Annotated in this window: 11 protein-coding genes, 6 tRNA genes and 3 rRNA genes; 3 read left to right on the forward strand and 17 right to left on the reverse strand. The window is 40.0% G+C overall.

Annotated features, from left to right (window positions below; translation table 11 throughout):
* Nucleotides 1–164: 164 nt before the first annotated feature.
* The 8 genes from fic to RUMTOR_RS04585 form a co-directional block, all read right to left on the reverse strand.
* On the reverse strand, nt 165–770 hold the full coding sequence (gene fic, locus RUMTOR_RS04550) for a protein adenylyltransferase Fic (protein WP_004845958.1): 606 nt from the start codon (nt 768–770) through the stop codon (nt 165–167).
* 90 nt (nt 771–860) lie between these two features.
* Complete coding sequence (locus RUMTOR_RS04555) at nt 861–1,244, reverse strand: VOC family protein (RefSeq protein ID WP_004845959.1); 384 nt, start codon at nt 1,242–1,244, stop codon at nt 861–863.
* 136 nt (nt 1,245–1,380) lie between these two features.
* Nucleotides 1,381–1,713 carry a hypothetical protein gene (locus RUMTOR_RS04560; protein WP_009243638.1) on the reverse strand — a complete coding sequence of 111 codons (333 nt, stop codon included), beginning with the start codon at nt 1,711–1,713 and terminating at the stop codon, nt 1,381–1,383.
* 591 nt (nt 1,714–2,304) lie between these two features.
* Complete coding sequence (locus RUMTOR_RS04565; RefSeq protein WP_004845961.1) at nt 2,305–2,643, reverse strand: hypothetical protein; 339 nt, start codon at nt 2,641–2,643, stop codon at nt 2,305–2,307.
* A gap of 24 nt (nt 2,644–2,667) precedes the next feature.
* Complete coding sequence (locus tag RUMTOR_RS04570) at nt 2,668–3,198, reverse strand: dihydrofolate reductase family protein (RefSeq protein WP_004845962.1); 531 nt, start codon at nt 3,196–3,198, stop codon at nt 2,668–2,670.
* A gap of 31 nt (nt 3,199–3,229) precedes the next feature.
* The gene (locus RUMTOR_RS04575) at nt 3,230–3,679 is read right to left on the reverse strand and encodes a GNAT family N-acetyltransferase (protein ID WP_004845963.1); all 450 of its coding nucleotides are present in this window, start codon (nt 3,677–3,679) and stop codon (nt 3,230–3,232) included.
* A gap of 545 nt (nt 3,680–4,224) precedes the next feature.
* Nucleotides 4,225–4,557, reverse strand: a complete 333-nt coding sequence (locus RUMTOR_RS04580) for a DUF3784 domain-containing protein (protein ID WP_004845964.1) — start codon at nt 4,555–4,557, stop codon at nt 4,225–4,227.
* Between the two features lie 126 nt (nt 4,558–4,683).
* The gene (locus RUMTOR_RS04585) at nt 4,684–4,899 is read right to left on the reverse strand and encodes a helix-turn-helix domain-containing protein (protein ID WP_004845965.1); all 216 of its coding nucleotides are present in this window, start codon (nt 4,897–4,899) and stop codon (nt 4,684–4,686) included.
* Nucleotides 4,900–5,010: 111 nt separating this feature from the next.
* Here RUMTOR_RS04585 and RUMTOR_RS04590 point away from each other — a divergent pair, with 111 nt between their 5' ends.
* The 3 genes from RUMTOR_RS04590 to RUMTOR_RS04600 all read left to right on the forward strand — a co-directional run bounded on the left by RUMTOR_RS04590 (nt 5,011) and on the right by RUMTOR_RS04600 (nt 7,545).
* Nucleotides 5,011–5,253 (forward strand): hypothetical protein, encoded by a 243-nt coding sequence (locus tag RUMTOR_RS04590; RefSeq protein WP_004845966.1) that lies wholly within the window; start codon nt 5,011–5,013, stop codon nt 5,251–5,253.
* Nucleotides 5,254–5,462: 209 nt separating this feature from the next.
* Nucleotides 5,463–6,296, forward strand: a complete 834-nt coding sequence (locus RUMTOR_RS04595; protein WP_009320000.1) for a rolling circle replication-associated protein — start codon at nt 5,463–5,465, stop codon at nt 6,294–6,296.
* A 91-nt stretch (nt 6,297–6,387) separates the two neighbouring features.
* Complete coding sequence (locus tag RUMTOR_RS04600) at nt 6,388–7,545, forward strand: tyrosine-type recombinase/integrase (RefSeq protein WP_226861802.1); 1,158 nt, start codon at nt 6,388–6,390, stop codon at nt 7,543–7,545.
* A gap of 83 nt (nt 7,546–7,628) precedes the next feature.
* Here the strand turns inward: RUMTOR_RS04600 and RUMTOR_RS04605 are convergent.
* The 9 genes from RUMTOR_RS04605 to RUMTOR_RS04645 all read right to left on the reverse strand — a co-directional run.
* Nucleotides 7,629–7,714, reverse strand: a tRNA-Leu gene (locus tag RUMTOR_RS04605).
* A 43-nt stretch (nt 7,715–7,757) separates the two neighbouring features.
* Nucleotides 7,758–7,831, reverse strand: a tRNA-Asp gene (locus RUMTOR_RS04610).
* A gap of 5 nt (nt 7,832–7,836) precedes the next feature.
* A tRNA-Ile gene (locus tag RUMTOR_RS04615) sits at nt 7,837–7,910 on the reverse strand.
* 28 nt (nt 7,911–7,938) lie between these two features.
* Nucleotides 7,939–8,011: transfer RNA gene (locus tag RUMTOR_RS04620), tRNA-Thr, on the reverse strand.
* Between the two features lie 31 nt (nt 8,012–8,042).
* A tRNA-Glu gene (locus RUMTOR_RS04625) sits at nt 8,043–8,114 on the reverse strand.
* A 163-nt stretch (nt 8,115–8,277) separates the two neighbouring features.
* Nucleotides 8,278–8,350, reverse strand: a tRNA-Asn gene (locus tag RUMTOR_RS04630).
* Between the two features lie 127 nt (nt 8,351–8,477).
* A 23S ribosomal RNA gene (locus tag RUMTOR_RS04635) occupies nt 8,478–11,464 on the reverse strand.
* Between the two features lie 381 nt (nt 11,465–11,845).
* A 5S ribosomal RNA gene (gene rrf, locus RUMTOR_RS04640) occupies nt 11,846–11,963 on the reverse strand.
* A gap of 147 nt (nt 11,964–12,110) precedes the next feature.
* Nucleotides 12,111–12,689: ribosomal RNA gene (locus tag RUMTOR_RS04645) — 16S ribosomal RNA — on the reverse strand; the annotation flags it as partial.

The following is a 12,689-nucleotide window of genomic DNA, read 5'->3' on the forward strand; positions in this document are numbered from 1 at the left end:
CCGTAAACAATAATTTAGAGCAGCAAGCTCAGGTTATCTTTGCAAATAGGTTTCTTTCGCTTGCCACTCTCTTCACAATCGATTCTCCTTTGAATTTTACTTAGAGAACGACTTGCAACGGCAGTTCTTTATATTAACTTCTGCCATTGATAGAAATATTTTAATTACAAATCACTTATCTTAAATGTGGAATAGCCTTCGTAATAATAACTGTGATCGATACCTTTCATATAAACCTCACGGTCATTGATTCTGTTCGTCAGCGCCTGCTTTAATATATGTTTGATTTCAATATCTTTAACAGGACTGCGTTCCATGGCAGAAAGATAGTCCTCTTTATCTACACGGCTCCAATCGATTACCTGACCTAATTCTTTTTTTAAAATCAAATCAAGCCAAATTCTTGTACTTCTGCCGTTTCCCTCACGAAAAGGATGTGCAATATTCATTTCCACATATTTTTCTATAATTTCATCATATGTTGATTGAGGCATTTTTTCGATATTTTCAAGAGCTGCTTCTAAATACATAATCGGAGCAAAACGAAAATTACCTTTTGAAATATTAACAGTTCTTATCTGTCCGGCAAAACCATAAATCGGACCAAATAAATATTTGTGTATTTCAGCAAGTGATTTAAAAGTTCCCGGCTTAAGATAATTCAAATAGCCGCTTTCAAAAAGTTCTATTGCTCTTTTTTTGCTGATTTTTTCTTCAGCTTTGGCTAATTCTACAGAATCGGTAATGCCGAGTTTATTTTCTAATATCATAGCAGTTTCCCTTTCTATAATTTTATATAGTATTTGAGATAAATAAAAATTTACCTCAATAATTTTTTTCAACGCTTTAAAAATATTTTGTCAAACTGTAATTTCAATTTGATTCCCTTCTATCCCTATAATACAGCTTTCGTAATACCCATCTCCTGTTGTTCTTGGACCACTCACAACCTCATATCCATCTTCTTGCATTTGCCGTGTCAAAAAATCCACTTTCTCTTTACTTCCAACACTAAATGCTATATGAATATATCCTGTCCTCACCGGCGATTTTACTTCGTCCTCCATCTGAGGTTTGTTCATGATCTCAAGCCTTGCTCCATCATCAAACAAAAGAAAGTACGATCGAAAACCTGTTTTTGAGTTATAATAACCGTCATTACATACAGCGCCAAAGTATTTAACGAAAAAATCTCTAACACTTTCTAAATCATTTACATACATTGCGATATGTTCAATCTTCATTATTCTTCCCCCTAGCAACTTCTGTTTTCTCTCGCTGCTATTATAAAGCAACTTCTATTTTCTCTCACTGCTGTTTTGACACTCCCCACAGCTAAAGCAGGGGGATTTGCTTCACCCGCTACTGTTATAAAATCTGTTACCCTAAATCTGAAAAAAGTATCTCATGCGGAGCTTCGATTTCCTCTGCGATCGTATGCTCTGTTAATTCAGATAACAGCTTTATCTTTGCATTAATAATAGGTCTCATACAATTTGGTACATGTTCTTGATGTGCTCTATGTATCGCAACACACTCTTTACAATTTCCATGATAGCGGCAGGCTTTCTTGCAAGGACAATGATCTTTATCTTTATATTCCTCTCTGAATGCAGCTGCGAATTCTTCTTGTAACCGCAGTCCTTCCTGTCGGTTTCCTTTGTGAAATTGTTCCATTGCCTCTATTTCTTTTTCATTACCTTCGATAATCATACAGATTTCCTCCATTCACAACCTACCTGTTATAAAAAGTTATCGCTCCTTAAAATCTAATTTACTTGATTACTATAGTAATATAATGCAATTTTATATAATATACAATATAAAAAACCGAAGAACGAATTTCTATTGACATTTATTATTCTATACGAACATTTACTATACTCATTGTAAGATCTTTTCCTGTTTCAACACGATACCACTTACCCTTTTCAAGCTTAATAGTTTCACTTGCCCCGGAAGTAATATAGGGAATTGCTTGACATCATCTCCTAACTCCAAACCTATTTAGATAGCTCTTTTCATCTCAACACTAACTGGACTTTAATTATCAATACTCTTTCCGCAGTATTGACAAAAATCACCACCATTACTTCCAAGATGTTTTCCGCAATGCGGACACTTGTAAAAAAGTAAATTAGGCACAACAGACGAACCTGCTACAATCACACCAATTGGCAAAAACATTATACGCTTGTAGCTAAGTAGTATTAAAATAAATCCAATAATGTACAGAAAATAAATGAGTTTTCTGGCTTTCTTCGGTTTCACTTATATGCACCTCTCACATTCAAATTTTTTCAATTAAACTAGAACTTTTCTGCTTACTTTGCTTTGGAACTCTATCCATTCATTATCAATAAGCACTACTACCATACCATCTTCAAGAATTGCGTATGGCGTTCCGGTATCTTTATTAAAATTTGCTTCTCCATCCTTTTTAGGAACACCATTCTCCGCATAGGAAGTTGTGTATTGAATAACACTATCATCCACTTCAACAGCAACCGCATTGTTGGTTGAATAGAAATTTGTTCCATTTACCATTATTGTTGCAGGATAATTCCCATCCTTTGAAGTACTACAGCCAACCAATGCAACTACAAGAATTGTACAGATCACCATTGCTATCAATTTTTCCATACGCTTTACCTCGCAAACTGGGATTTATCTTTTTGCATAGATTAAATCCATCATGCCATTATATGACTGTGTTTTTAGCAGCCTCAACTTAATTTCATGGTCAGCTTTTTCAAAAAGTCGAATACCTGATCCTAAAATTGTTGGAATGACGGTTATATAATAACAATCTATTATATCTGCTCTAACCAACTGTTGGATTAAGTTTGCACCGCCACATATCCAAATTCCGTTTCCGTTTTCTTTTCGTAGCTCTTTTATCAGTTCAACTGGGTTTTTGTTGACAAAATGGATTTTGTCGGAAGACTTTTTTTGCTTGTGTGTCACAACATAGGTTGTAAAATCGTCATAAACCCAATCTTCTGGTGAAAGCTCTGTAACAATTTGATGATAAGTATTCCAACCCATTACAACGGTATCTATGTCTTTCACAAATTCAGAATATGAATCAATATTATCCTCATCATTGCCCTGTCCAGTCAGCCACTCAACACTGCCTTTGCTGTCTGCAATATATCCGTCAAGGCTCATTGCAATAAATAAACTAATTTTTTTCATAAATTCCCTTTTCGATTTATAAATTCAAGATTTATTGTTCCTTTATCATCACATAATTTGTAAGAAAAATTCCTTGTCGTTCTACCTGTCGTTCCTTTACAACTTTATACCCTCGTTTTTCAAAAAATGGTTTTGCTGTAATAGAAGCATAAGTTGTAATTTTTCCATCAACCGCTTGTTCCAGTTGGTTACAAATAGCTGTTGCAACCCCTTTTCCTTGATAATTAGAATGAACAAACAAGCGGTCAAGATAACCGTCTTTATCTATGTCGCCAAAGCCTACGATGATTTTGTTATCTATAGCAACTATACTATAGTGCTCTTGAAGTGACTGATTCCATTTTTCTAAATCCGCTTGACCTGTTGCCCACACATCTAATTGTTCTTTTGTATAATCTTTCGCATTTATTGTATGAACCGTATTATAAAACAGCTCTGTAATTTCTTTACAGTCCGACATCTGATATCCTCTGACAAACATTCTTTATCTCCTCAGTTTCTGGTTTGTTACTTTCATTTTAGCATACTGTATTTATGTTTTCTATCCTCTGCAGGCAAGGAAAATCTGCTTTAGATATTTCCATTTTACCGGTAATGATTTTCTGTTCTATATAGTCAATCTTATTGAAAGGTTAAATTGTGGGATTCGGATCAACATAGATACTATAGGTTCCTCCATTGCTCATATTCTAGATTAAATACTTATACGAAATATTTTGTGTTGTCTGCTCTTAATACAAAATTCCGTTATATATATTCAATTAACTTAACTCCTATCCCGTATAGTTTAAATAAATTTAAGACACAAGAAAAAGTGTTCAAAGGTGTTTCAAACTTTTTGAAGTAAAAAAATAAGAGAAACGCTGTAAATTCAGCGTTCCTCCTACTTTTAATCAATGCCGCAGACCGGAATCGAACCGTTTTAAGCAATCACAAATACTGATAGAAAGGGGCTTTGAGGACTTCATCACGGTTGCGGTGTTCAAAAAGTGTTCAAACGTTTGTCGCATACAAACTAAAAAGTTGTTACTTTCTGCATAGTGTATTTCCTAAAATGATAATTACTACGACATCAACCAAAATAATCCCCAATGCAATATATACAAAAAATGCAGGCAAAATATTTTCAAGCAAGCCCATTGTCAATGCAAGAATTGCTATAATAGACATTCCAATTCCTATTGTTCTGCATAACTTCTTTTCATCATATTTTTCCTTTTCTTCTTTTGAAGCCGTATTATATCCGGAAATAAACCAACTCCCGTGTCCAGAAAGTAAAATAATAGAAAATACAGCAAATATCACAAAGACAATCCACACTATCCAATCAGGACCTGTTGCTAAATCTACTAATTTCATTTATAAGCACCTCCTTAAATACCGATTTGTCTGTTTCATGTTATACACAGTATAATTCCATTTTATAAAATATTCAATTAAAAAGGTATGCGAATATTTTTTATTTCCGCATACCCATTTATCACTTTATTCTTTTACATATCGAATTAACTCACCAATTTCACATTCAAAATAGTTGCATAGTTTACAGATTAAATTTGCGTCCAGTCTTTGAAATTCATTTCTGCAATATCTATTGAAATTTGACCTTGGGATATCGAGTTCCTTACAAATCATATTCTTACTGATACCTTTTTCTTGTAACAGTTCTTCTATTCTTAATTCTAAATGTCCATAATTCATGTTCCGCACCTCTACATAAAGTATATTTATTAAATCTTTATGTAGTAATTCACTATATAGTGAGGTACTATACAGTCAGTCCCTTGTTAATAACACAAAAGAGGTATGTACATGAAAAAGAAAATCATAGCAACAATCACAATGCTCTGTTTACTGACCGTTCTCTATAATTATCTTAGACTGCCGGACTATCATATTACTAACAGCATATCCTTTAGCAGTGCAGATACCAGAGATACTGAATTGACTGTAATTGTTTACAAATGTTGGAAAATTGATGGATTAATCAAAGACATTGAAAATGAACATAACAAAATCAATGGTACGCCTACCACCTTGGAAATCAAGCTCTAGTCTCTATAATGGACGTCTTTCTGTCAAAGCAGAAGCTTCCAATATCAGAAAAGTGGGAATGAAATAATTTCCCTACTATGTCAGCCAGTCAGTGCCGGACAACGTCATAGGTGCTGAACTGGCTGACCTCTATACTTGATATATAAAACAACATCTTCCGAAAACAATCGGAACATTCATTACAAAAATTGGGATATGAGGTGAGATTCGTGAGCAAAACAAAAGAGTGTTTTGCATACAATACGAAAATCATTGAAACTCCTACTACAAAAGAAGTATATATTTACGAAAACCCTATTTTTATTCACTCGAAAGAAAAGGCAGATTTAACAGACACAAGTAACCGAAAAAAATTTGATGAAATGTCAGCTCATAAGCAATATGACAGTTTAAAACGCAAGCAGAAGCATTACGAACAGGCTCGTTGGGATATTGCCCGTATTGTTGACTGCAACTTTGATAACAAAACAAAATTTGTAACGCTGACATTTAAAGAAAACATTCAGGAAATCCTGATAACTAACCGAGAATTTAAGTATTTTATCCAGCGATTAAATTATTATTTGTACCATACCAAAACCCAGTTATTAAAATACCTTGCAACGTGGGAGAAACAGAAGCGTGGAGCAATCCATTATCATGTTATTTTCTTTGATTTTCTGTATATAGCAAAAGAAAAATTACAGAATTTATGGTCACATGGATTTATTAAAATCAATCGCATTGATGTAGACAGCAAAGAAAACAGAGGTCGTTATCTTAGCAAGTATTTTGGAAAAGACCTTGATTTGAAAGAACATAAGAAAAAAGCCTTTTTTAAATCTCAAAATCTGAAAGTTCCACACGAAACAAAAGTCATGCTGACCGAAGACATTTTACATGACTTACAAAAAGAAAATATCGTCTTTCAGAAAGAATACACAAGGCAAATTTACGATACCAACGCTTTCTTATCTACTGGTTCATGCTTAAAGGACAGCAGTGTTATCTACATCAAAATAAAAAAAGAAAATCCTTGCGTAAAGGGGGAATCTTATGGATAATCCCGTTACGTTTTCAGATATAACATTATTGAATACGTTAGCCACCTGTGCTAACATGACCACAGATGAAGTCTTCAAAGATTTTAAAATTATGGCAAATAAAAAAATCTTGAAGAATCACAAATATGAAATTTATTACTCGGAATCAGAAAAAAGCTGGCGTACTTATTTACCCGATGAAACCAAACCTAACAAACGCCGTCCTGTTAAGAGGAAGAGTAAAGAGAACCTTGAAAAAGAAATCATCAGATTTTATATCGAAAAGCAGAAAGCTGAAAACCGTCAGAATGTCACACTAGAAGAATTATATGCTGAATGGCTTTTGTATAAAAGAGATTATACTTCCGTAAAAGCAAAAACAATTCAAGAATATGTATCTGAATGGAATAGATTTTTCAAAGATACAGAACTTGTTAAAATGAAGATAGGCGAAATCAAACCAATCACGCTTATCCGCTTTTTCAGAGAAGCTACAAAAGACCGACAGTTCACGCACAAGCGAGTCAGTAATGCCCGTTCTGTTTTGAATGGAATAATGAGTTATGCGATCGAAGAAGAAATTATATCACATAATCCTGTCTCTGATGTGAATTTCAAACAGTTTACCTATAAGCCAGTAGAAGTACAAAGTGACAATGTATTTTCCCGTGATGATACGCATAAGTTATTAAATTATCTTCGGTGTATCATAGAGCCATATTCTCTTGCAATACAGTTATCTTTCTATCTGTTTATCCGTGTTGGAGAAACAAAAGCTATCCGTTGGGAAGATATTGACTACAATAACAGGCTTGTATATCTTCACAGACAGGCGACCTGTGAACGTACATTGAATGATGATTTAACATTCTCAAGCCGAAAAGTAAAAGTAGTAAATCAAATGAAAGGAAATACTTCTCATGGATTCCGTAAACAGTTCCTTACAGACGAAGCACTTAAAATTCTTCACAAAGCAAAGGAATTAAATCCAAATGGAATATATGTCTTTGAACCCAACGGCGAGATTATGACAACAGACAGCTTTAATCGCCGTTTGAAGAAATATTGCAAAGAAGCCGGTGTTCCTTATCATTCCAGTCATAAAATCCGCTTTTACAATGCTTCAACAGCTTTTGACGGAAATAATCTTACAACCCTTAGTTATTTAATGGGACATAGTGAGACAGCTACAACATTGCATTACTTGCGGAATGTCAATAAGCGGAAGAATGACAGGCTTGCTTTTCAGAATCTTGGTATTTCATCATAAAGTGTTCAAAGGTGTTCAAACATTTTAAAACAAAAAAATAAGAGAAACGCTGTAAATTCAACGTTTCTCCCATTTTTAACTAATGCCGCAGACCGGAATCGAACCGGTACGGGTATCACTACCCACGGGATTTTAAGTCCCGGGCGTCTGCCTGTTCCGCCACTGCGGCAACTATCAAATTGTTTTCTCCTATTGGTAATCAATAAGAGAAACGACCCAGAAGAGACTCGAACTCTCGACCTCCGCCGTGACAGGGCGGCGCTCTAACCAACTGAGCCACTGGGCCATAAATGGACCTTCGGGGACTCGAACCCAGGACCGACCGGTTATGAGCCGGTTGCTCTAACCAACTGAGCTAAAGGTCCATAATGATGTCTGTTCCCTTAGGAACAAAGCCGATGATCGGACTTGAACCGATAACCTGCTGATTACAAATCAGCTGCTCTGCCAATTGAGCCACATCGGCATAATACTTACATATTGCAAAAATCTGCAAATGACCCCGACGGGAATCGAACCCGTGTTACCGCCGTGAAAGGGCGATGTCTTAACCGCTTGACCACGGGGCCATACTTTACTGTTTTCCTTAACAGCGATTTATATATTATCATATATATGTTTATTTTGCAAGATATTTTCTCCAAAAATAAGAGGAAAATTGCAAACAGATAATAAACAAGGCTGTTGAACTAAAAAGCCTCATACTACACATGTAATATAAGGCTTTCTAAGCTCCCCCTGTTGGACTTGAACCAACGACACTTCGGTTAACAGCCGAATGCTCTACCGACTGAGCTAAGGAGGAATATTTTGTTTTGTGTACCTTCAAAACTACATACAAAGAATCTTTTTTCATCCTACCCTTACGGGTACCGTCTTTGATAAGCATCTAAAACACAGATGCTAACCAACGACATGTGCCTATCTCCGCTTTGGTTATGCCCTCGACCTATTAGTAACAGTCAGCTCCATGTGTTACCACACTTCCACCTCTGCCCTATCTACCTCGTCGTCTTCAAGGGGTCTTACTAACTTGACGTTATGGGATATCTCATCTTGAGGGGGGCTTCACGCTTAGATGCCTTCAGCGTTTATCCCTTCCCGGCTTGGCTACTCTGCTATGCACTTGGTAATACAACAGATACACCAGCGGCCAGTCCACCCCGGTCCTCTCGTACTAAGGGCAGCTCCTCTCAAATATCCTACGCCCACGCCGGATAGGGACCGAACTGTCTCACGACGTTCTGAACCCAGCTCGCGTACCGCTTTAATGGGCGAACAGCCCAACCCTTGGGACCGACTACAGCCCCAGGATGCGATGAGCCGACATCGAGGTGCCAAACCACTCCGTCGATGTGAACTCTTGGGAGTGATAAGCCTGTTATCCCCAGGGTAGCTTTTATCCGTTGAGCGATGGCAATCCCACTTTATACCACCGGATCACTAAGTCCTACTTTCGTACCTGCTCCACCCGTCGGTGTCGCAGTCAAGCTCCCTTCTGCCTTTGCACTCTTCGAATGGTTTCCAACCATTCTGAGGGAACCTTTGAGCGCCTCCGATACCCTTTCGGAGGCGACCGCCCCAGTCAAACTCCCCACCTGACATTGTCCCCCAGCCGGATCACGGCTGCTGGTTAGAAACCCAATACTGCAAGGGTGGTATCCCAACATTGACTCCATGGCAACTGGCGTCACCACTTCCTAGTCTCCCACCTATCCTGTACATGCAATATCGAATCCCAGTATCAAGCTAGAGTAAAGCTCCATGGGGTCTTTCCGTCCTGGCGCAGGTAACCAGCATCTTCACTGGTATTTCAATTTCACCGGGTGCATTGTTGAGACAGTGCCCAAATCATTACGCCTTTCGTGCGGGTCGGAACTTACCCGACAAGGAATTTCGCTACCTTAGGACCGTTATAGTTACGGCCGCCGTTTACTGGGGCTTAAGTTCAAAGCTTCGCTTGCGCTAACCTCTCCCCTTAACCTTCCAGCACCGGGCAGGCGTCAGCCCATATACCTCACCTTTCGGTTTCGCATAGACCTGTGTTTTTGCTAAACAGTTGCTTGGGCCAATTCTCTGCGGCCATTCGCATGGCACTCCTTCTCCCGAAGTTACGGAGTCATTTTGCCGAGTTCCTTAACAATGCTTCTCCCGTCGGCCTTAGGATTCTCTCCTCATCCACCTGTGTCGGTTTACGGTACGGGTATCCTGTAAACAATAGCGGCTTTTCTTGGCAGCCAGCTCACACACTTCTCTACTTCTTTTCGATCCGCATCACGTCTTCGGATTGCACACCGGATTTGCCTGATGTACTCCTACCTCGCTTGCACCGGTCTTTCCATTCCCGGCTTGTGCTCTCTGTCTGCGTCCCCACAGTTCTGTTACAGGATAGTACAGGAATTTCAACCTGTTATCCATCGACTACGTCTTTCGACCTCGCCTTAGGCCCCGACTTACCCAGGGCAGATCAGCTTTACCCTGGAAACCTTAGATATTCGGCCAAGAGGATTCTCACCTCTTTCTCGCTACTCATTCCGGCATTCTCTCTTCTTAAAAATCCACTGCTCCTTTCGGTACAGCTTCGTCTCTTTAAGAATGCTCCTCTACCGATGAACAGTGATCAACGCAGACCAACAGCAGTCTGTTTCATCTGTTTTGGAATCTTCTTGATTTCATCAAGAAGCTTTCCTCTTGCATTGATCTGTATTGATCACTGTTCATCCCTGAGCTTCGGCAGTGTGTTTCAGCCCCGGACATTTTCGGCGCAGGACCTCTCGACTAGTGAGCTATTACGCACTCTTTTAATGGATGGCTGCTTCTAAGCCAACATCCTAGTTGTCTTCGAAATCCCACATCCTTTTCCACTTAACACACATTTTGGGGCCTTAGCTGCAGGTCTGGGCTCTTTCCCTTTCGACTACCCAACTTATCTCGGATAGTCTGACTCCCATACATCATCTACACGGCATTCGGAGTTTGATATCCCTTGGTAAGCTTTGACGCCCCCGTAGGAATTCAGTGCTCTACCTCCGCAAGACTTGTATGAGGCTAGCCCTAAAGCTATTTCGAGGAGAACCAGCTATCTCCGGGTTCGATTGGAATTTCTCCCCTATCCACACCTCATCCCCACCCTTTTCAACGGATGTGGGTTCGGTCCTCCATTGCCTTTTACGGCAACTTCAACCTGGACATGGATAGATCACCCGGTTTCGGGTCTACTCCGACTGACTTTCGCCCTATTCAGACTTGGTTTCCCTTCGGCTCCGCACCTTCAGTGCTTAACCTCGCCAGCCAGCGTAACTCGCCGGACCGTTCTACAAAAAGTACGCGGTTCATCATATAAAGATGTTCCACAGCTTGTAAACATATGGTTTCAGGTTCTTTTTCACTCCCCTCCCGGGGTCCTTTTCACCTTTCCTTCACAGTACTATGCGCTATCGGTCACTAAGGAGTATTTAGCCTTACGGGGTGGTCCCCGCATATTCAGTCAAGGTTCCACGTGTCTCGACCTACTCTGGATACCGCCATGTCAACTCGCCTTTCGCTTACGGGACTTTCACCCTCTTTGGTCAGCTTTCCCAAAACTGTTCTGCTAAACTTGTTGAATCAATTCCGCGGTCCGAACCCCGGGATGCACGCATCCCGGTTTGGGCTCTTCCGTTTTCGCTCGCCGCTACTCACAGAATCACATGTTGTTTTCTCTTCCTCCGGCTACTTAGATGTTTCAGTTCACCGGGTTCCCTTCCTGACGTTATGGATTGGCGTCAGGATAACTGAGGTTTGCTCAGTTAGGTTTCCCCATTCAGAAATCTCCGGATCGATGGGTATTTGCCCCTCCCCGAAGCTTTTCGCAGCTTATCACGTCTTTCATCGGCTCTTAGTGCCAAGGCATCCACCATACGCTCTTATCAGCATAACCAAACGATAGTTGTTCACGGGAATGAACTTCTATCCACACATGTATAGCGTTACATGTGTTGGTTCTAGGCCAATTTATTTTTAGTTTGTTTTCTTCAAACTTTATAGTAATTGTTAAATAACATTACCTCGGATGTCTTGATTAGATATTTTATCTTATCATTGATTTTCTCTGTATGCAGTTTTCAAGGTACACATCTTGACTGATCTTTCATCAGTCATTAGAACTTAAAATCTCTTTTAAACTCTAATCACTGGTGAACCCAGTTATTCCAACAGCACTGCCCTGCTGATTGGGTTGGCTTGACGAGGTGTTGCTCATCCCTGCCTGTATTTATTCTAAACTTCGACAGCGTTTCTGTCTTCGTTTTTTCTTTTTTTGATTTGGCGGCCACCTACTCTCCCACACCGTCTCCAGTGCAGTACCATCGGCCGTTCAGGTCTTAACCATCGTGTTCGGGATGGGAACGGGTGTTACCCCTGAACGCATCGCCACCAAAAAGTTTTGTCATCCTTGATGACTAAACAATAGACAACGACTCACTTTACTTCTTCTTCCGTTTTAGTTGGATTGTTCCAGACGAAAGAAGTTATTTCTTCCGTTTTAGTTGGATTGTTCCAGACGAAAGAAGTTATTTCTTCCTTAGAAAGGAGGTGATCCAGCCGCACCTTCCGATACGGCTACCTTGTTACGACTTCACCCCAGTTATCGGTCCCGCCTTCGGCAGCTCCCTCCTTACGGTTGGGTCACTGACTTCGGGCGTTACTGACTCCCATGGTGTGACGGGCGGTGTGTACAAGACCCGGGAACGTATTCACCGCGACATTCTGATTCGCGATTACTAGCGATTCCAGCTTCATGTAGTCGAGTTGCAGACTACAATCCGAACTGAGACGTTATTTTTGGGATTTGCTCCACCTCGCGGTCTCGCTTCCCTTTGTTTACGCCATTGTAGCACGTGTGTAGCCCTGCTCATAAGGGGCATGATGATTTGACGTCATCCCCACCTTCCTCCGGGTTATCCCCGGCAGTCTCTCTAGAGTGCCCGGCCTGGCCGCTGGCTACTAAAGATAGGGGTTGCGCTCGTTGCGGGACTTAACCCAACATCTCACGACACGAGCTGACGACAACCATGCACCACCTGTCTCCGCTGCCCCGAAGGGAAGGACGCATTACCGTCCGGTCAGCGGGATGTCAAGAGCAGGTAAGGTTCTTCGCGTTGCTT

The organism is [Ruminococcus] torques ATCC 27756, assembly GCF_000153925.1.
GTDB classification, from domain to species: domain Bacteria; phylum Bacillota; class Clostridia; order Lachnospirales; family Lachnospiraceae; genus Mediterraneibacter; species Mediterraneibacter torques.

Bases quoted from the DNA above. Each gene is read 5' to 3' on its own strand.
- fic (WP_004845958.1), bottom strand. From the start codon at position 770: ATGATATTAGAAAATAAACTCGGCATTACCGATTCTGTAGAATTAGCC.
- RUMTOR_RS04555 (WP_004845959.1), bottom strand. From the start codon at position 1,244: ATGAAGATTGAACATATCGCAATGTATGTAAATGATTTAGAAAGTGTT.
- RUMTOR_RS04560 (WP_009243638.1), bottom strand. From the start codon at position 1,713: ATGATTATCGAAGGTAATGAAAAAGAAATAGAGGCAATGGAACAATTT.
- RUMTOR_RS04565 (WP_004845961.1), bottom strand. From the start codon at position 2,643: ATGGAAAAATTGATAGCAATGGTGATCTGTACAATTCTTGTAGTTGCA.
- RUMTOR_RS04570 (WP_004845962.1), bottom strand. From the start codon at position 3,198: ATGAAAAAAATTAGTTTATTTATTGCAATGAGCCTTGACGGATATATT.
- RUMTOR_RS04575 (WP_004845963.1), bottom strand. From the start codon at position 3,679: ATGTTTGTCAGAGGATATCAGATGTCGGACTGTAAAGAAATTACAGAG.
- RUMTOR_RS04580 (WP_004845964.1), bottom strand. From the start codon at position 4,557: ATGAAATTAGTAGATTTAGCAACAGGTCCTGATTGGATAGTGTGGATT.
- RUMTOR_RS04585 (WP_004845965.1), bottom strand. From the start codon at position 4,899: ATGAATTATGGACATTTAGAATTAAGAATAGAAGAACTGTTACAAGAA.
- RUMTOR_RS04590 (WP_004845966.1), top strand. From the start codon at position 5,011: ATGAAAAAGAAAATCATAGCAACAATCACAATGCTCTGTTTACTGACC.
- RUMTOR_RS04600 (WP_226861802.1), top strand. From the start codon at position 6,388: ATGGCAAATAAAAAAATCTTGAAGAATCACAAATATGAAATTTATTAC.